Here is a 19,756-nt window from a genome sequence, read left to right as displayed (position 1 = left end):
CGGCGCACCGGTTGCCGGAACAGATTCGAAAGGGAAGGACAGTTGGCGAGATCGAAAAAGCCCAGGGGGGCCAGGAACGCAAACGTCCAGACCGAGGGTCAGGACAACGCCGAGACCACCGCCGGGACCGAGGATATCGTGAGGACGGACAGCCCGGAGGAAAGCTCGGGCACGGATGCCGATACCGTCACAGCCGCGGACGACACGTCCACGACGGCGCCGGACGCCGAAACGTCGGATGCGCCCGGGGACGTGCCTGACGCCGCACCCGATACCAAGGCCTTCAAACCCGACACCGAGACGCCGGAGCAATCGGACGCCGCGACATCCGACAGCGCCGCGACCGAAGAGAGCCTGATCGAAACCCCGGATGTCACCGAGGCCGAGGCGATGAGCCCCGCCGATCCGGACACGTCGCTGGCCGAGGATGCGGCCGCCAAGGATGACGACGCGACCCGCCCCATGGATGAAAGCGATGGTGAAAAGGTCGACCCCGACATCGCCATGGCCGCGACCGGGGCCGACCCCGAGGGTACCGGCCCCGCGGAGAGCAGCGCGGACCAGCCCGCGGCGGATGCCCCCTCCTCGGGGCCCGTCATTCACGAGAAGGTCGTGGAGCGCAAAGGCGGATTCTTCCCGATGCTTCTGGGCGGCGTCGCCGCGGCGGCCATCGGGTTTGGCCTGTCGCAATACCTGGGCGGTGATCTTTTCGGCGACAACGATGCCTTCGCGGATGAAACCCGCGCCGCCCTGTCGGCCCAGACCAATAGCCTCGATGCGCTGAATGGCCGGATCGACGGGCTGGAGGCGTCGATCCCGCAGGTCGATCTGACCTCGGTGGAAAGCGCCATCGCGACGCTGAGCGCGCGCGGCGAGGAGCTGGGCGCCCAGATCGGCAATCTCTCCGGCCAGATCGCCACGCTCGAGACCAGCGCGGAGGAACTAGTCGCCCGGGTGACCGAGCTGGAGAAGGCTCCGGTCGAAGCGTCGGTCTCACCCGCAGCGATCGAGGCCTACGAACAGGAAATCGCGCGGCTGCGCGACGAGGTTCAGGCGACGCTCGACGACGTCGAAACGCAGCGACAGGAAATCGCGACCATTGCGGAGACCGCCGTTGCGGCAGAACGCAGCGCCGAGACCCGTGCGATGCGGGCGGACCTGCGCGCGGCATTGGCCACGCTGACCGCCGAGGTCGATGCGGGCCGTCCCTTCGCCGACGCGCTGGCACCGCTTGAGGCCTCGGACGTGGTGTCGGTGCCGGCGGTTCTGTCCGAAAACGCCGCCGACGGCATCGCCACGCAGGCGGAGCTGATCGCCGATTTCCCCGATGCCGCGCGATCGGCCCTCGCGGCATCGCGCGAGGCTGCCGCGTCCGAAGGGGGCAACCCGCTGGCGGGCTTCTTTGCCGAACAGCTTGGTGCGCGGTCGGTCACGCCGCGCGACGGCAACAGCCCCGATGCCATCCTCTCGCGCGCGGAGGCCGCAGTGAAGGGCGGCGATCTGGCGACAGCGCTCAACGAAATCTCCGCCCTGCCCGAAGCCGCCAGCGTGGCGCTTCAGGGTTGGGTCACACGCGCTGAGACGCGGGCCGCGGCACTTGCCGCGACCGAGACGCTCTCGGCCGAACTGGATACGGAATAAGGGTCGGTTCATGCTCTGGTCACTCATCAAGATCGTTCTTTTCGTCGCGATCGTCGCGGCCCTGACCCTCGGTGCCAGCTACCTTCTGGAAGCGGAAGGCGGCATCCAGATCACCGTTGCGGGGATGGAATTCACCTTCGGACCGCTGCAATCGGTCATCGCGGCCATCGTCCTTTTCGTGGCCGTCTGGCTGCTGTTGAAGATCGTGTCGCTGCTGATCGCGGTGCTGAAATTCATCAACGGCGACGAAACGGCGATCACCCGCTATTTCGACCGCAACCGCGAACGCAAGGGGTACCAGGCGCTCGGCGACGGTCTGACCGCGCTGGCCTCCGGCGAAGGCCGGGTCGCGCTGGCCAAGGCACAGAAGGCCGAACGCTACCTGCACAAGCCCGAGGTGACCGACATCCTCGCGGCGCAGGCCGCCGAACAGATCGGCGATACCCGCAAGGCCGAAGATATCTACAAGCGGCTTCTGAAGAACGACGCCACCCGCTTCGTCGGCGTGCGCGGGATCATGAAGCAGCGCATGGCGCAGGGCGACACCGACACCGCGCTGCAACTGGCCAAGCGCGCCTTCGCCCTGAAGCCCAAGCACGAGGAGATGCAGGACACGCTGCTGCAGCTTCAGGCCAAGAAGGCCGATTGGTCCGGCGCCCGAAAGACGCTGCAGGCCAAGCTGAAGCACGGCAACATGCCGCGCGACCTGCACAAGCGGCGCGACGCGGTTCTAGCCCTGTCCGAGGCCAAGGATATCCTCGACGAGGGCAAGGATGTCGAAGCGCGCGAAGCGGCGATCAGCGCCAACAAGACCTCGCCCGATCTGGTGCCCGCCGCCGCGATGGCAGCGCGGGGCTATATCGGCGACGGCCGCAAGAAGAACGCCGCGCGGCTGCTGAAAAAGGCCTGGCAGGCGCAACCGCATCCCGACCTCGCCGCCGCCTTCGCCGAGATCGAGCCCGCCGAAAGCCCTGCCGAGCGGCTGAAGCGGTTCCGCACCCTGATCGCAATCCATCCCGATCACCGCGAATCGAAGCTGCTTTCGGCTGAACTGCATCTCGCCGCCGAGGATTTCCCCGGTGCCCGCCGCGCCATCGGCGACCTGTGGGAAACCGAACCGGATGCCCGCGTGCTGACGATCATGGCGGCCATCGAGCGCGGTGAAGGCGCCGAGGACGCGATCGTGCGCGGCTGGCTCGCCAAGGCGCTGACCGCGCCGCGCGGCCCGCAATGGGTCTGCGAGAACTGCAACAACATCCAGACCGACTGGTCGCCCGTCTGCAACAATTGCGATGCCTTCGACACGCTCAGCTGGAAGACGCCGCCGCGCACCGATGTGAGCCTGCCGGGCGGCGCCGAGATGCTGCCCCTGCTCGTCGGTCCGTCCACCATGCCGAAGGACGAGCGGCACATGCCCGACCCGTTGGACGAGGTCGTGTCGGACACCGCGCCGGATGTTCCCGAAGCCGAACCGGCGGACGAAGCAGGCGCGGGCAAGGACGCCGCGTCCGGGGAGACACAAAAGGCCTCCTGACCCTCTTCCCATCCCCCGTGCGCGATGCTATGTGCCCGCGCACGGAAATTGGGCCGCTGTAGCTCAGCTGGTAGAGCACGTCATTCGTAATGATGGGGTCGGGGGTTCGAGTCCCTTCAGCGGCACCACTTTTCCCGGTCTCCGAAAAGTCGCGTAGTGCAGGGCGCTTGAGCAGGCGTTCAGTCCACGACCGCGCATCGCTTTGGCTATCGCGCCCGTCGGAGATATCCTGCAAGCGTGGCCGCCACCGGGCCCGTGATCGCTCGGCCCACCGCGGATTGAGGGCCCGGATCAGAGACAAGTCGGCCTTGTTAGGCCCGGATCACTTCCCGGAATACTCGCGGTACCAGCGCACGAACTCGCGGATACCCTCGCGGAAATCGGTCTTCGGGCGGTAGCCCGTCAGCGCGTGCAGCAGCGACGCATCGGCCCAGGTCGCGGGCACGTCGCCCGGCTGCATGTCCATGAAGTTCTTCTGTGCCTTCATGCCGAGCGCCTCCTCGATCCCTTCGATGAAATCCAGCAGCCGCACCTTGTCGGAATTGCCGATATTCACCACGCGCCAAGGCGCGACCGGGCTCAGGCTGTCGCCCTCCACACGGGTCTCCTCGCCGCCCGGGACAGCGTCCATGAGAAGGCGGATGCCGCGCACGAGATCGTCGATATAGGTGAAGTCGCGATACATGTCGCCGTGATTGTAGACGTCGATTTCCCGTCCATCGAGCATGGCATCGACGAACTTGTAGAGCGCGAGGTCGGGTCGGCCCCACGGCCCGTAGACGGTGAAGAAGCGGAACATAGTGATCGGTACACCATGGATATGCGCCCAGCTGTGCCCCATGCTCTCGTTGGCCTTCTTCGAGGCGGAATACATGGTCAGCTGAAAATCGGCCTTGTCGGTCTCGCGGAAGGGCATGTCCTCGTTCGCGCCATAGACCGACGAGGTCGAGGCCATGAGCAGATGGCGCACCTCGTGCCGCCGCGCGGCCTCCATCACCGAAAAGGTGCCCATCACGTTCGAGGTCAGGTAAGCCTTGGGGTTCTCCAGCGAATAGCGCACGCCCGCCTGCGCCGCGAGATGCACGATGATCTCGGGCTCGAAGGCATCGGCGGCGTCATCGAAATCCTCCTGGTCCTCGAGCTGCGCCTCGGTCGCGGTGAAACCCGGTTTCTGTAGAAGGATACCGTGACGGCGCTGCTTCAGGCGCACGTCGTAATAATCGTTCATGCCGTCATAGCCGTGCACCACGTGGCCCTCGTCCAGAAGAAGGCGGGCCAGGTGAAACCCGATGAACCCGGCGGATCCGGTGATGAGAACGCGTGCCATGATACCCCTTCCTGTCTGTCCTCTCCGTTCCTAAGGTCCCGGCCCGCACAAAGAAAGCATGAAGCGCTTGGAACACGCCCGCCTCCGCCCCGTTCAGTTTGTCGTGAGAGGCGGCTTTCCCTTTTGCCGACAAGCCCGTCGTCAGGGACACTGGCCGCAGCAATCCGGAGGAGCCCCATGAAACACGTCATCCAGACCGCACTTGTCGCCCTGAGCCTGACCTTCCCCGCCTCCCTTGCCAAAGCCGCCGAGATCACCGTCGCGGGCGGCTGTTTCTGGTGCGTTGAGGCCGATTTCGAGAAGGTCAAAGGCGTGTCCGAAGCCGTGTCGGGCTATACCGGCGGCACCACGCGCAATCCGACCTACAAACAGGTCACGGGCGGCAATACCGGGCATTACGAGGTGGTGGAGATCACCTACGATCCCGATACCGTCTCCCGCGGGCGGCTCTACGACCTGTTCTTCCGGTCGATCGACCCGTTCGACGATGGCGGGCAGTTCTGCGATCGCGGCGCGTCCTATCGCCCGGCGATCTTCGTGGACGGGGCCGCCGAACGCGCCGATGCCGAAGCCGCCAAGGCGCGCGCGGAAAAGGCCCTCGGTCGGGCCGTGGCAGTGCCGATTCTCGACGCCAAACGCTTCTACGAGGCGGAAGATTTCCATCAGGATTACTACAAGAGCACCGAGAAGACGCTGACCCGCTTCGGCTATATCGACCGCGCCGATGCATATGCACGCTACCGGGAAGGCTGCCGCCGCGATCAGCGCGTGCGACAAATCTGGGGAGACGACGCGCCCTTCGTCGGCGGCTAGGCCTTCGGGCCGAACCGCTCCTCGACATCTTTCAGATCGGGGATGACATCCGCCGTTCCGACCCGCGTGACCATGATCGCCGCGGCCTTGGCCGCCAGATCGAGCGATTGGCGCAGGGTGAACCCCCGGTCGAGCCCCGCGACGAGATAGCCGGTGAAGGTGTCGCCCGCACCGGTCGTATCCACGGGATCGGACGGAACCGCCGGAATGTCGGTCGCGTCGCCGCTGTCGGTCTCGAACCAGGTGGCGCCTTCCGCGCCTTTTGTCACGATGACGTCGCGGACCGGCAGCGCACCGGGTGCGAGCCCGGTCGCCGCCTGCAATTGCTGCGCCTCGACCGCGTTCAGGATCAGAAGGTCGAGAAGCGGCAGAACCGCCGACACCGCATCCGCATCGAAGGGCGCCGCGGCATAGACCACCCGCAAACCCTGCGCCGAGGCCAGTGCGGCGCCCCTCGCCTGCGCATTGGTCTCGTTCTGGAACAGGAACAGGTCGGAAGCCCCGGCCTCGGCCAACCGATCCGCGAGCCGCGTCTCGGAAATCGCGTGATTTGCGCCGGGATATAGCAGGATCTGGTTCTCGCCATCCTCGGCGACGGCGATGATCGCATGGCCCGATGCCTCCCCGACCCGGTCGATGGCACGGGTGTCGACACCGTATTCCATCAACCGTTCGATCATCCAGCCGCCGTCATGCCCGACGGCCCCCAGATGCGCGACCCGCGCGCCTGCCCGCGCCGCCGCGACGGACATGTTCGCGCCCTTCCCGCCCAGACCGCGGCTATAGGCGCTTGCGGGCAGCGTCTCGCCCGGGCGCGGCAGATGCGGCACGCGATAGACGTAATCGGCATTGATAGAGCCGAGATTCCAGATCGTCATCGCCGCCCGCTCCTGTCCCGGCGCCTTTCGAATTCACGAAAGACGCCCACGTGCCTCAGCCCACCTTGCAGGCCGCAAGCACCGCCATGTTCATGATATCGTTCGCCGTAGAGGCTGACGAGCAGATCTGGATCGACTTGTCGACACCCGCAAGGATCGGACCGATCACCGTCGCACCCGCCATTTCCTGCATCAGCTTCGTGGAGATCGAGGCCGAATGCCGCGCAGGCACGATCAGGATGTTCGCGGGACCGGTCAGCCGCTGGAACGGATAGGTGTCCTGCGCCCGCGGGTTGAGCGCGACATCGACGGTCATCTCGCCTTCGTACTCGAAATTCACGCCCCGCGCGTCCAGCACGTCGGGCGCGAGATGCATCTTCTCCGCCCGCTCCGACACCGGGTAGCCGAAGGTCGAGAAGGAGACGAAGGCGACCCGCGGCTCGAGGCCCAGATGCCGGGCCACGCCCGCTGCACGCTCCGCGATATCGGCAAGGTCATGCTCGTCGGGCCATTCATGCACCAGCGTGTCGCCAATGAGCACGATCCGCCCCTTGTGCAAGAGCGCCGTGACCCCGGCCGCCCCCTGCTTGGCCTGGGCATCGAAGACAGTGTTGATCCGCTCCATCACATGCGCCGATTTGCGGGTCGCGCCGGTCACCAGCCCGTCGCCATGGCCATGCGCCAGCATGAGCGCCGCAAAGACGTGCCGGTCGCGCGCCGCAAGCCGATGCACATCCTGCCGGTCCATGCCCTTGCGCTGGTTCCGGGCGTAGAGGAACTGCTTGTAGGTTTCGAGATGCTGGGTGTTGGCCGCGTTCACCACCTCGATCTCGCGTACCGCATCGGCCATGCCGGCGGCTTCGAGCTTGGCTTTGACATCCGGTTCCCGTCCCACGACCAGCGCCTTGCCGAAGCCCGAACGCTGATAGCTGACGGCGGCCCGCAACACGCGAGGGTCGTCCCCTTCGGCGAAGATCATGCGGGCCTGCGCGGCCCGGGCCCGCGCATTGATCCCCTGCAGGATCGACGCGGTCGGATCGAGCCGGGTCTTCAGCGAGACCTCGTAGGCCTCCATGTCGACGATGGGCCGCCGCGCCGCGCCGGTATCCATCCCGGCCTTCGCGACCGCCGGGGGAATGCGGTAGATCAGCCGCGGATCGAACGGCGTCGGGATGATGTAGTCGCGTCCGAAGCGCAGCGTCTTGCCATAGGCGACCGCGACCTCGTCCGGCACGTCCTCGCGCGCCAGTGCCGCCAGCGCCTCGGCGCAGGCGATCTTCATCTCGTCGTTGATCGCGCGCGCATTGATGTCGAGCGCGCCGCGGAAGAGATAGGGAAAACCCAGCACGTTGTTGACCTGGTTGGGATAATCCGAACGCCCCGTGGCGACGATGGCATCCATGCGCACCTCGTGCGCGGCTTCCGGCGTGATCTCGGGATCGGGGTTGGCCATGGCGAAGATCACCGGGTTGTCTGCCATGGACTGGACCATCTCCTCCGTCACGGCGCCCTTGACGGAGACGCCGAGGAAGACATCGGCATCCACCATCGCCTCCTCCAGCGACCGCGCCTCGGTCTGGATCGCGTGGGCCGATTTCCACTGGTTCATGCCCTCGGTCCGGCCCTGGTAGATCACCCCCTTGGTGTCGCAGACGACGCAATTGTCGTGCCGCGCACCCATGCTTTTCAGAAGCTCGATACAGGCGATGCCGGCCGCGCCCGCCCCGTTCAGGACGATCTTCACATCCTCGATCTTCTTGCCCGAGATATGCAGCGCGTTGATCAGCCCCGCGGCACAGATCACCGCCGTGCCGTGCTGATCGTCATGGAAGACCGGGATGTCCATCTCTTCCTTGAGACGCTGCTCGATCATGAAACATTCCGGCGCCTTGATGTCCTCGAGGTTGATGCCGCCAAAGGTCGGCCCCATCAGCTTGACCGCCTGGCAGAAGGCGTCCGGATCCTCGGTATCGAGCTCGATATCGATGGAGTTCACGTCGGCGAAGCGCTTGAACAGCACCGACTTGCCCTCCATCACTGGCTTCGAGCCGAGCGCGCCGAGATTGCCGAGGCCCAGAACCGCGGTGCCGTTCGAGATCACCGCAACGAGGTTGCCCTTGTTCGTGTAATCGTAGGCCAGTTCGGGGTTCTGCGCGATTTCCTCGCAGGGCACGGCGACGCCGGGCGAATAGGCCAGCGACAGATCCCTCTGGGTGGTCATCGGCACGGTGGCCTGCACTTCCCACTTGCCGGGCGTCGGTTCCAGATGGAAGGCAAGCGCCTCTTCGCGGGTATATTTCTGCCGTGCCATGCGATCCTCCCAGATATGCCGAACCGGCTTAGCGGAGGGTCCGGCGCTCCTCAACCGCGATAGCGCTATCAGGCGGGGTTACGCCCCGTGCGCGGTTTTCCGGGTTTCGGAGCGCGTCGGGCATTTGTAGGGTCGCGCAGGACACGAGCCGATGGGGGTCGCATGAATGCCGTGACGCCGATGATGGCGCAATATCTCGAGATCAAGGCCGGTCATCCGGAGGCCCTTCTGTTCTACCGGATGGGCGATTTCTACGAGCTCTTCTTCGACGATGCCGCGGCGGCCGCCGAGGCGCTGGATATCGCGCTGACGAAGCGTGGCAAGCATGACGGCGATGACATTCCCATGTGCGGCGTGCCGGTGCATGCCGCCGAAGGGTATCTTCTGACGCTCATACGCAAGGGGTTTCGCGTCGCGGTCTGCGAGCAGATGGAAAGCCCCGCCGAGGCCAAGAAACGCGGGTCGAAATCGGTCGTGAAGCGCGAGGTTGTGCGCCTCGTGACGCCCGGCACCTTGACCGAGGAAAGCCTGCTGGAAGCCCGGCGGCACAATTACCTGGCCGCTTTGGGCCAGGTCAGAGACACATATGCGCTGGCCTGGGCCGATATCTCCACGGGCGCGTTTCACGTGATGCCCCTGCCTGCGTCGCGTATCGGGGCGGAGCTTGCGCGGCTGGCGCCGGCAGAGGTTCTGATCTCCGAGGCCAGCGATGCGGCGATGCGGCCGGTGCTTGCGGATCTGGGGATCGAGCCGACGATTCTGTCCCGCGGCTCCTTCGCCTCCGATGCGGCGGAGGCGCGGCTGACCACGTTGTTCAAGACCGCCTCGCTGGAGCCGTTCGGCGATTTCAGCCGCGCCGAACGGTCGGCCATGGGCGCGCTGGTCGATTACCTGGAGATCACGCAGAAGGGAAAACTCCCCCTGCTCAGACCGCCGCGACAGGATAACGTGTCGCGGCTGCTGCAGATCGATGCGGCGACGCGCACCAACTTGGAGCTGACGCGCGGCGCGGATGGCACCCGCGCGGGCTCTCTGCTGTCGGTCATCGACCGGACGGCAACGGCGGCCGGGGCGCGGCTCCTGGAGCGGCGGCTATCCTCGCCCAGCCGGGACCTCGGCGATATCGCCGCTCGTCACGACGCGGTGGAATGGTGCATCGAGGCGCAGAATGCCGCTCTGTCCCTGCGCGAAAGCCTGCGCAAGGTGCCGGATATCGACCGCGCGCTGTCGCGTCTGGCGCTGGATCGGGGCGGACCGCGGGACCTTGCGGCGGTGCGCAATGCGCTGACACAGGCCGAGGCACTGTCGGACGTGCTGGAAGGCACCACCCTGCCCGACCTCCTGGCCGAGGCTCGGGCGGCGCTGACCGGGCAATCGGAGCTTCTCGGCCTTCTCGACGAGGCGCTGGTCGCCGAGCCGCCGCTTCTGGCGCGGGATGGCGGGTTCATCGCAGAAGGCTTCAATCCCGATCTCGACGAGGCCCGCATCCTGCGCGACGAGGGTCGCGGCGTGATCGCGGGTCTGCAGGCGGACTACGCCCAGCGCACGGGCATCACCTCGCTGAAGATCAAGCACAACAACGTGCTGGGCTATTTCATCGAGACGACCGCCACTCACGCCGCCAAGATGATGGCGCCGCCGCATTCCGAGACCTTCATCCACCGCCAGACGACCGCGAACCAGGTGCGGTTCACCACGGTCGATCTGTCCGATCTCGAAACCCGCATCCTGAATGCGGGCGGGCGCGCGCTGGAGATCGAAAAGCGGCTCTATGACACCCTGAAAGCGGCGATTCTCGCGGAAGCGCCGGCGTTGTCCGCGCTGGCGCTCGGGCTTGCGGAGTTCGATCTGGCGCAAGGCATGGCCGTGCTGGCGCGGGAGGAAGACTGGGTCCGCCCCCGCGTCGACGACAGCCGCGCCTTCGAGATCGCGGGCGGGCGGCATCCGGTGGTGGAGCGCGCCCTGCGGAGCCAAGGCGGCGCGCCGTTCATCGCCAATGATTGCAGCCTGTCGCCCGAGGGCGATGGGCCGGCGCTGGAGCTTCTGACCGGCCCGAACATGGCCGGTAAATCGACCTATCTGCGCCAGAACGCGCTGATCGCCATCCTCGCGCAGATGGGGGCCTTCGTGCCTGCCACTCGGGCCCATATCGGCTGCGTGAGCCAAATCTTCAGCCGCGTCGGGGCCTCGGACGACCTGGCGCGCGGGCGGTCCACTTTCATGGTCGAGATGGTTGAGACGGCGGCGATCCTGAACCAGGCCGATGCGCAGGCGCTCGTCATCCTCGACGAGATCGGGCGCGGCACAGCCACCTATGACGGTCTGTCGATCGCCTGGGCGACGCTGGAACATCTGGCCGAGGTGAACCGCGTGCGGGGGCTTTTCGCGACCCATTACCACGAGATGACGGCCTTGGCGGGCAAACTGCCGGGGGTCGCCAATGCCACCGTCGCGGTGAAGGAATGGGACGGCGAGGTCATTTTCCTGCACGAGGTGCGCCCCGGCGCCGCGGACCGGTCCTACGGTGTGCAGGTTGCGCAGCTGGCCGGGTTGCCGTCTGCGGTGATCGCGCGGGCGAAATCGGTGCTCGAGGCGCTGGAAAAGGGCGAACGCGAGAAAGCGTCACCCAAGGCGCTGATCGACGATCTGCCGCTCTTCTCGGTGGCGGCGCAGGCGCCGGCGCGAAAGGAAAAAGCCGCGCCCTCCGAGGTGGAGGCGCGGCTTCGCGCGTTGTCGCCGGACGATCTGAGCCCCCGGGAGGCGCTCGATGCGCTTTATGAATTGCGCCGCCTTCTGCCGGAATAGTCTCTAGCTGGCGGGCGTCGAGCTGACCCCGACCTGCGCGGGCCGCAACAGACGGTCGTAGAGCATGAAGCCCTCGGCCGAGACCTGGATGATGTCGCCCGCCTTGGTGTTCGGAACGGGTGCTTCGAACATCGCCTCGTGAATCTGCGGATCGAACCGGTCGCCGACCTCGGGTTTGATGACGTCGATGCCGTGCTTCCTGAACACCGATTGCAATTCGCGCAGCGTCAGCTCCACCCCTTCGAGGAGGGCCACGGAAATCTGCTTCTGCTCCTCGTTGGCGGCGGTCAGGGCGCGCTGCAGGTTGTCATAGACCGGCAGGAGATCGCGGGCGAGACGGGTGGAGCCGTAATTCTCCGCCTCCTTGCGGTCGCGATCGGCGCGCTTGCGGGCGTTTTCCGCATCGGCCAGCGCGCGCATGAACCGGTCCTTGTACTGGTCCCGCTCCGCCTCGAGCTCTGCGATCATGTCGGCCTCGCTGGGCTCTTCCAGCTCCTCTGCCTCTTCGCGGGCGTCTTCCTCGGCGGCCAGCGCCTCGAGGTCGTCGAGGAAATCGTCGTTCTTCGGGTCTGCCATATCTTCCCTCTATTTCCGGTCGGACAGCAATTTCCCGACCAGCTGTGCGGTGTAGTCCACGATCGGAACGATCCGACCGTAATTGAGACGCGTGGGTCCGATGACCCCGACCGCGCCAACGATCTTTCGGTCAGCGTTCATATATGGAGAGACCACCAGAGAGGAACCCGAAAGCGAGAAAAGTTTGTTCTCGGAGCCGATGAAGATGCGCACGCCCTCGCCATCTTCGGTCAGTTCGAGGAATTCCGCGATGTCGCGCTTGCGTTCCAGGTCATCGAAAAGCGTGCGAATCCGGTCGATATCCGCAGGATCGGCCTCTTCACCCAGAAGATTGGCGCGGCCGCGGACGATGAGACGCTCCGCGCGGTCGCCCTCCTCATCCCAGACGGCGATGCCGGACTTCACAAGCTCATGGGCCAGCGAATCGATCTCGCGGCGGCGCGTTTCGATGTCGTGGGTCATCTCGCGGCGCATCTCGGACAGGGTGCGGCCCTCCGCCAGCGCGTTGAGGAAATTCGCGGCCTCGCGCATCGCCGAGGGCGTGAGGCCCGGGGGCGGCGTGAAGACCCGGTTTTCCACGTGCCCGTCGGCAAAGACCAGCACCACGAGGGCCCGGTTTTGCGCGAGCGAGACGAACTCGATATGCCGGATCGGCGCTTCGTGTTTCGGGGTCAGCACCAGCGAGGCGCCATGGGTCACCCCGGACAGGGCCGCGCCGACCCGGTCGAGAAGCGTGCCGGTATCGTCACTGTTGCTGCCCAGGGTGGCGTCGATCTTGCTGCGATCGGCGGAATCGAGATCGCGCACCTCCAAGAGGCCGTCGACGAACAGCCGCAACCCGGTTTCGGTGGGCACGCGGCCCGCAGAGGCGTGCGGCGCGTTCAGCAGCCCGAGATATTCCAGATCCTGCATCACGTTGCGCACCGTCGCGGCGGACACTTTTTCCGACAGCGTCCGGGTCAGGGTACGGGAGCCTATCGGCTCTCCGCTTTCGAGATATCCCTCGACCACGCGCTGGAACACCTCGCGCGAGCGGGCGTTCATCTGGTCGAAGAGTTTCGGACTATCCTGCATGCATCCCTTCCCCGTTTCGGGGTCATTAAAAAGGGCAAAGGGCCGGGGTCAATCGGGGTTGCCGGGGCCATACCCCTATCTGTATGCCCTGCGGCAAAGAAGGAGAATATTTATGCGCCCGTCCGGACGTGATTTAAGCGAAATGCGCGCGGTTTCAATCGAGACCGACGTGACGAAACACGCCGAAGGCTCCTGCCTGATCCGCATGGGAGACACCCATGTGCTGTGCACGGCAAGCGTCGAGGAGCGCGTGCCGCCCTTCATCAAGGGATCCGGCCTGGGCTGGGTGACGGCGGAATACGGCATGCTGCCGCGATCCACCTCGTCGCGGATGCGGCGCGAGGCGACCTCGGGCAAACAGGGTGGCCGCACGGTGGAAATCCAGCGTCTGATCGGTCGCTCGCTGCGGGCCGGCGTCGATCGCGTGGCCATGGGCGAGCGCCAGATCACCGTGGATTGCGACGTGATCCAGGCCGATGGCGGCACCCGCTGTGCTGCCATCACCGGTGGCTGGGTCGCGCTGAAGCTGGCGGTGGACAAGCTCATCAAGGCCGGTGACCTGACCTCCGATCCGCTGATTTCGCCGGTGGCGGCGGTGAGTTGCGGGATTTACGCGGGTCAACCCGTTCTGGACCTCGACTATCCCGAAGACAGCGAGGCCGGTGTCGACGGCAACTTCATCCTGCGCGGCGACGGTCAGTTGATCGAAGTGCAGATGTCGGCGGAAGGCTCGGTCTTTTCGCGCGACCAGATGAGCACGCTGATGGATCTCGCCGAACAGGGCGTCTCGGCGCTCGTGACGGCCCAGAAGGCAGCGGTGGCGTGACCCGGCGGTTCGATGCGCCGCGGCTTTTGGTCGCGACGCATAATTCGGGCAAGCTGGAAGAGATCGCAGACCTGCTGCAGCCTTTCGGCGTGACCTGTCTGGGCGCGGCGGAAATGGACCTTCCGGAGCCAGATGAAACCGGGACCACCTTCGTGGAAAACGCGCGGATCAAGGCCCACGCGGCGGCGAAGGCGACCGGCCTGCCGGCCCTGTCGGACGATTCCGGTATCGAGATCGACGCGCTGGACGGGGCGCCCGGCGTCTATACCGCGGATTGGGCCGAGACCGGGAATGGCCGGGATTTCGAGATGGCCATGACCAAGGCGCATGATCGCCTCGTGGCATCCGGTGCCCCGCAGCCCTGGACCGCGCGCTTTTGCTGCACGCTTGTCCTGGCCTGGCCCGACGGACATGACGAGGTGTTTCCCGGCGTGATGGAAGGCCAGGTGGTCTGGCCCATGCGCGGCGATCAGGGCCACGGCTACGATCCGATCTTCCAGCCCGACGGGTACGAGATCACCTTTGGCGAGATGGATCGCTGGGAGAAGAACAAGATCAGCCATCGGGGCCGGGCCACCGAATTACTGGTGAAGGGCTGCTTTGGCTGAGAACTGGCAGACCGGAGGCTTCGGCCTCTATGTGCATTGGCCGTTCTGCGAGGCCAAATGCCCCTATTGCGACTTCAATTCGCATGTCACGCGAAAGGTGGATCATGCCCGGTGGCGGCGTGCATTCCTGAGCGAGATCGCGCGCGTCTCGGCGGAAACCGGCCCTCGGGTCCTGTCGTCCATCTTCTTCGGGGGCGGCACGCCGAGCCTGATGCCGCCGGACCTCGTGGGTGATATCGTAACGGCGGCCTGCGCGGCCTGGACGCCGGCGAACGATCTGGAAGTCACGCTGGAAGCCAATCCCCGCTCGGTCGAGGCGAACCGGTTCGAGGGCTTTCGGGATGGCGGGGTCAACCGCATTTCCATGGGACTTCAGGCGCTGAACGACCACGACCTGAGGCAGCTCGGGCGCTTGCATTCGGTCGCCGAGGCGAAGGCGGCGTTCGACGTGGCGCGGTCTGTCTTCCATCGGATCAGTTTCGATTTGATCTATGCGCGCCAATCGCAGAGCGAGGAGGACTGGCGCCGCGAATTGTCCGAAGCCCTCGAAATGGCCGCGGATCACCTTTCGCTCTACCAGTTGACCATCGAGCCCGGCACGGCGTTCTGGGAACGCGACCGACGGGGCGCCCTGCCCGGCCTTCCCGACGAAGATCGCGCAGCGGACATGTACGAGATCACGCAGGAGCTGTGCGACGCCGCCGGTTTGCCGGCCTATGAAGTCTCTAACCATGCCCAACCCGGGTCGGAATCGCGGCACAACCTGATTTATTGGCGTTATGGCGACTATGTCGGGATCGGTCCCGGTGCCCATGGGCGCCTGGGCTCGGGCGATGGACGGATCGCGACCGAGGCCTGGCGCAATCCCGGTGCGTGGCTGGATGCGGCCGAGGCGGGTGACGGCACGCGGATCACGAACCCGGTTCCGAGGGACGAGCAAGCCACCGAATGCCTGATGATGGGGCTGCGATTGCGGGAAGGCCTGTTGCTCCAGCGGTTGCAGGCGCTCGATCCGCGTGTGGCATCCGCGAGGGCGCGGGCTGCATTGCAGGAGGACGGGTTGATCTGGGAACGGGATGGCCAGGTCGGCGCGACGGATCGCGGCCGGCTCCTGCTCAATTCGGTGGTTGGCGCGCTACTGCCCGACCAGCCCTAACGCTGGGCGCTGAGGATTCCGCAGAGCGCGTCCAGCTGATCGAGCGTATCGTAGGAAATCGTGAGGCGCCCGGATTCCGCGCCGGGCTTGTGATCGATCGTGATCTTCATGCCAAGCGCGGCCGACAGATCGTTTTCCAATGCGCGTGTATCGGCATCCTTCTCGATGCCCATGCCGTCCGTGCGCTGCGGTCGCTTCTCGACCCGAGCGCTGTCGCCCTTGGCGAGCTTTTCGGTATCGCGCACAGAGAGGTTCCGGGATATCACCGTTCGTGCAAGCGCAGACGGATCGGGCGCGGTGATCAGGGCTCGGGCGTGCCCGGCACTCAGACGCCCTTCGGACACATGAGCCTGGACGTCGTCCGGTAGGTTTAGCAACCGCATAAGGTTGGCGATATGTGACCGGCTCTTGCCCAAGGCCTCCGCAAGTTTTTCCTGCGTATGACCGAACTTGAACATCAGCTGCCGGAAACCTGCCGCCTCTTCGATGGCATTCAGATCGGCGCGCTGGATGTTCTCGATGATCGCGACCTCGAGAACCTCGGTGTCGGTGAAGCTCCGGACCAGCACCGGAATATCGTGAAGCTGCGCCTTTTGTGCGGCACGCCAGCGGCGTTCACCCGCGACGATCTCAAAGTGATCCGGCATGTCCGGTTTTTCACGGACGATAATCGGCTGAATGATACCCTTGGCGCGGATCGAGTCCGTCAACTCTTCGAGCTGTTCTTCGGAAAACCGCCGGCGCGGCTGATCCGGATTGGGGTGGATGCGGTCAATCGGCACGAGACGGTCCGCGCGCGGCGCGGGGCTGTCCGTGGCGCTGGTCTGGACCGCAGGTTCGACATCGGCCATGAGCGCCGACAATCCGCGCCCGAGCCCGCGCCGTTCCCGTTTCTCGACCATGGCTCTCGCCTCCTTCAAGCCGCTGTTTTCGTGTAGGTGGACAGCAATTCCTGCGCGAGCGCCCGGTACGCGGCAGCGCCCTTCGACGCGCTGTCATATTTCAGCACGGGCAGCGCGTAGGACGGTGCCTCGCTGACCCGGACATTGCGCGGGATGACGGTGCGATAGACGAGCTCGCCGAGATTGGAGCGCGCGTCGTCTTCGACCTGCTGCGACAGGTTGTTTCGCGCATCGTACATGGTCAGCACCACGCCTTCGATCCGGAGGTTGGGATTGGCGCTTTGCCGGACTTCACGGATGGTCATCATCAGTTGCGACAGCCCCTCCAGCGCAAAGAACTCGCTTTGCAGGGGAACCAGGACGGAATGCGCCGCCACCATCGCGTTCACCGTCAGCAGGTTCAACGAGGGCGGACAATCGATCAGCACGATGTCGAACCCGTATTCGTCGATTGCGGGCTGACGCAGCGCATCGTGCAAGAGGTAGCTGCGCTTTTCATTGGCGATCAGCTCTATATCCGCGGAGCTGAGATCAACCGTGGCGGGGATAAGCGAGAGGTTTTCGGTATCCGTTTTCTGGATCACCTCCGGCAACGGAATGTCGTCGAGAAGAAGCTCGTAAGTGGTGTATTCGCGATCCGTCGGCTCGATGCCGAGGCCGGTCGAAGCGTTTCCCTGCGGATCGAGATCGACGACCAGGACATTCAGGCCCTGCTCGGCCAGAGCGGCGCCGAGGTTGATGGTTGTCGTGGTCTTCCCGACCCCACCCTTCTGGTTTGCGACGGCGATGATCCGGGGGGCCCGAGGACGTGTGGGATCAGACATGCACGAGGTTTCCGATGCTAAGAATGACAGCGCTGGGGTCGGTTTCACTTGTAGTTATCTCGTGGGAAAATGACCATTCCCGCTGCGCATCCGCGAGCTCTTTTTTCCAGGTTGTGCCTTTGAGGAACACCGCTTTTCCACCCGGTCCAAGATGCGGTTGCGCGTAGCCCAGCAAGGTGGAAAGCGATGCGAGGGCGCGGGCGCTCACGATGTCAGATGGGATTTGCGGCAGGGTTTCGATCCTGCATGACCTGACCTTAGCGTTGAGGCCGAACTCGCGGATCGCGGTCCGCAGGAAGACCGATTTCCGGGTATCGCTTTCCACGAGGGTCATCGCCATTTCGGGCTGCATCGTTTTCGCGGCAATCGACAGGACGATGCCCGGAAAACCGCCTCCGGAACCGAGGTCGAGCCAATGGCCTTCTCCTTCCGGAAGGAACGGGATCAGTTGCAGGCTATCGAGGATGTGCCGCGTCCAGAGGCCTTCGAGGGAGGCCTTGGACACAAGGTTGATGCGTTGCGTCCAATGGCGAACCAGCGCTTCGAATGCTTCGAGCGCGTCCAATGTTTCACGTGAAACATTCGGCAGTCGGTGTTCCGCACTCACGCCGATTTTGTCCGCTTGGCCTGACGCAGCTTCGCAAGAATGAGCGTCAACGCAGCCGGGGTCATCCCGTCGATGCGCGACGCCTGGCCCAGGTTTTCGGGACGCGCGGCCTTCAACTTCGACTTCAACTCGTTAGAGAGCGAGTCGAGAGCGTCGTAATCGAAAGCCGCCGGAATGATGGCATTCTCGTCTTTACGAAGCGCGTCCACATCCTGTTTCTGTCGTGCGATGTAATTCGCGTAAAGCGCGTCTTTTTCCAGCTGGCTGGCGATCTTGGGATCGATATCCCCCAGCGCCGGCGCCATCTCTGCAACTTTTGCAAAGCTCATATCCGGATGCGACAGAAACGCATAGGCGCTCTTCTTGTGCCCATCGGACCGCGCGGCGTGGCCAGCAGATTGCAGGTCCGACGGCAGGAACATGTGCGCTTTGAGGCGCGCTTCTGCGTCGCCCAGATGTCGATTCTTCTCCTCAAACCGGGCTTGCCGCTCTTCACCGACGCAGCCCGCCTCGACCCCCAATGGCGTCAATCGCTGGTCAGCATTGTCTGCGCGCAAGGACAGACGGAATTCGGCGCGTGACGTGAACATCCGGTAAGGTTCGGAGACACCGCGCGTCGTCAGATCATCGACCATCACGCCGATATAGGAATCCGACCTGCGGAACCGGATCGGGTCCCGGCCCAGCGCCTCCGCCGCCGCGTTCAACCCGGCCACAAGACCTTGCGCCGCTGCTTCCTCATAGCCGGTGGTCCCGTTGATCTGGCCTGCGAGGTAGAGGCTCGGCACATCCCTCACCGCAAGCGACAAATCGAGCGACCGCGGATCGACGTAATCGTATTCGATCGCGTAACCCGGCTGAAGGATCACCGCGTCTTCGAGGCCCGCAATGGACTGCACGTAATCGCGCTGGACCTCTTCCGGCAATGAGGTCGAGATGCCATTCGGATAGACCACGTCATCCTCGAGGCTTTCTGGCTCCAGGAAGATCTGATGCGAGGTCTTCTCCGCAAATCGGACAACCTTGTCCTCGATTGACGGGCAATACCGCGGCCCCACCCCGGCGATCATCCCTCCGTAAATGGCGGACCGCGCGAGGTTCTTCTGGATGATCTCGTGTGTCCGGGTGTTGGTGTGGGTGATGGCGCAACTGACCTGACGGGCGGTCGGCCGGTCCGACAGGAAGGAAAACATCGTCGGATCGTCATCTCCCGGCTGCTCTTCGAGGCGCGAAAAATCGATGCTCCGTCCATCAAGCCGTGGGGGCGTTCCGGTTTTCAGCCGGCCAAGACGAAGGCCGAACCGATCGATCCTCTGGGCGAGGCGCGTACTGGCCTTGTCCCCCATGCGCCCGCCGGAATAGGAAACATCGCCGATATGAATCTGGCCCCTCAGGAAGGTGCCTGATGTCAGGATCACACGATCCGCAGACAGGCTTGTTCCATCCGCAAGTTGCGCGCCCGAGACCGTCCCATCCTCGACGAGAAGATCGACAACCTCGCCCTCGACAATCCGCAATCCGTTCCGATTCTCGGTCTCGCGCAGCATTTCACGCTGATAGATCTTGCGATCCGCCTGGGCCCTGGGACCTTGAACCGCGGGTCCCTTGCGCCGGTTGAGAAGACGGAACTGGATACCGGCGTCATCGGCGACGCGCCCCATCACGCCATCAAGCGCATCGATCTCGCGGACAAGATGCCCCTTGCCGAGACCTCCAATCGCCGGATTGCAGGACATCACGCCGATATCCGCTTTCCGCATCGTGACGAGAATCGTGTCCGCCCCCATGCGCGCACTGGCATGCGCCGCCTCGACCCCGGCATGGCCCCCGCCGATGACCAGAACGTTGGTGTCGCGATGTTTCACGTGAAACAC

General features: G+C 64.9%; 16 protein-coding genes and 1 tRNA gene. 8 read left to right on the top strand and 9 right to left on the bottom strand.

What is annotated here, in order from left to right; all coding sequences use genetic code 11:
• The first annotated feature begins 42 nt into the window (after window positions 1-42).
• The 3 genes from BW990_RS00715 to BW990_RS00705 all read left to right on the top strand — a co-directional run bounded on the left by BW990_RS00715 (window position 43) and on the right by BW990_RS00705 (window position 3,303).
• The gene (locus BW990_RS00715) at window positions 43-1,641 is read left to right on the top strand and encodes a hypothetical protein (RefSeq protein WP_076444002.1); all 1,599 of its coding nucleotides are present in this window, start codon (window positions 43-45) and stop codon (window positions 1,639-1,641) included.
• A 10-nt stretch (window positions 1,642-1,651) separates the two neighbouring features.
• Window positions 1,652-3,175: a heme biosynthesis protein HemY gene (locus tag BW990_RS00710; protein WP_076444000.1), complete on the top strand. Its 1,524-nt coding sequence runs from the start codon at window positions 1,652-1,654 to the stop codon at window positions 3,173-3,175.
• 52 nt (window positions 3,176-3,227) lie between these two features.
• A tRNA-Thr gene (locus BW990_RS00705) sits at window positions 3,228-3,303 on the top strand.
• 194 nt (window positions 3,304-3,497) lie between these two features.
• Here BW990_RS00705 and BW990_RS00700 read toward each other — a convergent pair.
• Window positions 3,498-4,502: an NAD-dependent epimerase/dehydratase family protein gene (locus tag BW990_RS00700; RefSeq protein WP_076443998.1), complete on the bottom strand. Its 1,005-nt coding sequence runs from the start codon at window positions 4,500-4,502 to the stop codon at window positions 3,498-3,500.
• A gap of 177 nt (window positions 4,503-4,679) precedes the next feature.
• Here BW990_RS00700 and msrA point away from each other — a divergent pair, with 177 nt between their 5' ends.
• The gene (gene msrA, locus BW990_RS00695) at window positions 4,680-5,315 is read left to right on the top strand and encodes a peptide-methionine (S)-S-oxide reductase MsrA (RefSeq protein WP_076443996.1); all 636 of its coding nucleotides are present in this window, start codon (window positions 4,680-4,682) and stop codon (window positions 5,313-5,315) included.
• On the opposite strand, the gene BW990_RS00690 is transcribed toward msrA, so the two are convergent.
• Window positions 5,312-6,193, bottom strand: a complete 882-nt coding sequence (locus BW990_RS00690) for a ribokinase (RefSeq protein ID WP_076443994.1) — start codon at window positions 6,191-6,193, stop codon at window positions 5,312-5,314. The two genes, msrA and BW990_RS00690, sit on opposite strands and share 4 nt — an antisense overlap.
• A 55-nt stretch (window positions 6,194-6,248) precedes the next feature.
• Window positions 6,249-8,504, bottom strand: coding sequence for an NADP-dependent malic enzyme (locus tag BW990_RS00685; protein ID WP_076443992.1), 2,256 nt, complete (start codon window positions 8,502-8,504; stop codon window positions 6,249-6,251).
• Between the two features lie 162 nt (window positions 8,505-8,666).
• On the opposite strand from BW990_RS00685, the gene mutS reads away from it, so the two are divergent.
• Complete coding sequence (gene mutS, locus BW990_RS00680) at window positions 8,667-11,309, top strand: DNA mismatch repair protein MutS (protein ID WP_076443990.1); 2,643 nt, start codon at window positions 8,667-8,669, stop codon at window positions 11,307-11,309.
• 3 nt (window positions 11,310-11,312) lie between these two features.
• Here the strand turns inward: mutS and BW990_RS00675 are convergent, their stop codons facing one another.
• On the bottom strand, window positions 11,313-11,885 hold the full coding sequence (locus BW990_RS00675; protein WP_076443988.1) for a nucleotide exchange factor GrpE: 573 nt from the start codon (window positions 11,883-11,885) through the stop codon (window positions 11,313-11,315).
• A 9-nt stretch (window positions 11,886-11,894) separates the two neighbouring features.
• Entirely contained in the window at window positions 11,895-12,959 is a 1,065-nt protein-coding gene (gene hrcA / locus BW990_RS00670) for a heat-inducible transcriptional repressor HrcA (protein WP_076443986.1), read from the bottom strand.
• A 112-nt stretch (window positions 12,960-13,071) separates the two neighbouring features.
• Between hrcA and rph the strand changes: the two genes are divergently transcribed.
• The 3 genes from rph to hemW are packed head-to-tail and all read left to right on the top strand — an operon-like array spanning window position 13,072 to window position 15,549.
• The gene (gene rph / locus BW990_RS00665) at window positions 13,072-13,785 is read left to right on the top strand and encodes a ribonuclease PH (protein ID WP_076443984.1); all 714 of its coding nucleotides are present in this window, start codon (window positions 13,072-13,074) and stop codon (window positions 13,783-13,785) included.
• The gene (gene rdgB, locus BW990_RS00660; RefSeq protein WP_076443982.1) at window positions 13,782-14,393 is read left to right on the top strand and encodes an RdgB/HAM1 family non-canonical purine NTP pyrophosphatase; all 612 of its coding nucleotides are present in this window, start codon (window positions 13,782-13,784) and stop codon (window positions 14,391-14,393) included. The genes rph and rdgB overlap by 4 nt, the downstream gene beginning before the upstream one ends.
• The gene (gene hemW, locus BW990_RS00655) at window positions 14,386-15,549 is read left to right on the top strand and encodes a radical SAM family heme chaperone HemW (RefSeq protein ID WP_076443980.1); all 1,164 of its coding nucleotides are present in this window, start codon (window positions 14,386-14,388) and stop codon (window positions 15,547-15,549) included. The genes rdgB and hemW overlap by 8 nt, the downstream gene beginning before the upstream one ends.
• Here hemW and BW990_RS00650 read toward each other — a convergent pair.
• Genes BW990_RS00650 through mnmG form a run of 4 tightly spaced genes read right to left on the bottom strand, consistent with a single transcriptional unit; the run spans window position 15,546 to window position 19,747 of the window.
• The gene (locus BW990_RS00650) at window positions 15,546-16,451 is read right to left on the bottom strand and encodes a ParB/RepB/Spo0J family partition protein (RefSeq protein WP_076443978.1); all 906 of its coding nucleotides are present in this window, start codon (window positions 16,449-16,451) and stop codon (window positions 15,546-15,548) included. The genes hemW and BW990_RS00650 overlap by 4 nt on opposite strands.
• 14 nt (window positions 16,452-16,465) lie before the next feature.
• The gene (locus tag BW990_RS00645) at window positions 16,466-17,275 is read right to left on the bottom strand and encodes a ParA family protein (RefSeq protein WP_076443976.1); all 810 of its coding nucleotides are present in this window, start codon (window positions 17,273-17,275) and stop codon (window positions 16,466-16,468) included.
• Window positions 17,268-17,882, bottom strand: a complete 615-nt coding sequence (gene rsmG / locus BW990_RS00640) for a 16S rRNA (guanine(527)-N(7))-methyltransferase RsmG (protein WP_076443974.1) — start codon at window positions 17,880-17,882, stop codon at window positions 17,268-17,270. The genes BW990_RS00645 and rsmG overlap by 8 nt, the downstream gene beginning before the upstream one ends.
• Window positions 17,879-19,747 carry a tRNA uridine-5-carboxymethylaminomethyl(34) synthesis enzyme MnmG gene (gene mnmG / locus BW990_RS00635; protein WP_076443972.1) on the bottom strand — a complete coding sequence of 623 codons (1,869 nt, stop codon included), beginning with the start codon at window positions 19,745-19,747 and terminating at the stop codon, window positions 17,879-17,881. The genes rsmG and mnmG overlap by 4 nt, the downstream gene beginning before the upstream one ends.
• Between the last annotated feature and the right edge of the window lie 9 nt (window positions 19,748-19,756).

This window comes from Roseivivax lentus (assembly GCF_900156805.1).
GTDB classification, from domain to species: Bacteria; Pseudomonadota; Alphaproteobacteria; order Rhodobacterales; family Rhodobacteraceae; genus Roseivivax; species Roseivivax lentus.
Note: the sequence above shows the minus strand (reverse complement) of the source record. Positions and strands in the feature narration are given on the sequence as shown.

What these genes read in the sequence shown, in the direction of transcription:
- BW990_RS00710 (WP_076444000.1), top strand. Translation starts at nt 1,652, where the DNA reads ATGCTCTGGTCACTCATCAAGATCGTTCTTTTCGTCGCGATCGTCGCG.
- BW990_RS00700 (WP_076443998.1), bottom strand. Translation starts at nt 4,502, where the DNA reads ATGGCACGCGTTCTCATCACCGGATCCGCCGGGTTCATCGGGTTTCAC.
- msrA (WP_076443996.1), top strand. Translation starts at nt 4,680, where the DNA reads ATGAAACACGTCATCCAGACCGCACTTGTCGCCCTGAGCCTGACCTTC.
- BW990_RS00690 (WP_076443994.1), bottom strand. Translation starts at nt 6,193, where the DNA reads ATGACGATCTGGAATCTCGGCTCTATCAATGCCGATTACGTCTATCGC.
- BW990_RS00685 (WP_076443992.1), bottom strand. Translation starts at nt 8,504, where the DNA reads ATGGCACGGCAGAAATATACCCGCGAAGAGGCGCTTGCCTTCCATCTG.
- mutS (WP_076443990.1), top strand. Translation starts at nt 8,667, where the DNA reads ATGAATGCCGTGACGCCGATGATGGCGCAATATCTCGAGATCAAGGCC.
- BW990_RS00675 (WP_076443988.1), bottom strand. Translation starts at nt 11,885, where the DNA reads ATGGCAGACCCGAAGAACGACGATTTCCTCGACGACCTCGAGGCGCTG.
- hrcA (WP_076443986.1), bottom strand. Translation starts at nt 12,959, where the DNA reads ATGCAGGATAGTCCGAAACTCTTCGACCAGATGAACGCCCGCTCGCGC.
- rph (WP_076443984.1), top strand. Translation starts at nt 13,072, where the DNA reads ATGCGCCCGTCCGGACGTGATTTAAGCGAAATGCGCGCGGTTTCAATC.
- BW990_RS00650 (WP_076443978.1), bottom strand. Translation starts at nt 16,451, where the DNA reads ATGGTCGAGAAACGGGAACGGCGCGGGCTCGGGCGCGGATTGTCGGCG.
- BW990_RS00645 (WP_076443976.1), bottom strand. Translation starts at nt 17,275, where the DNA reads ATGTCTGATCCCACACGTCCTCGGGCCCCCCGGATCATCGCCGTCGCA.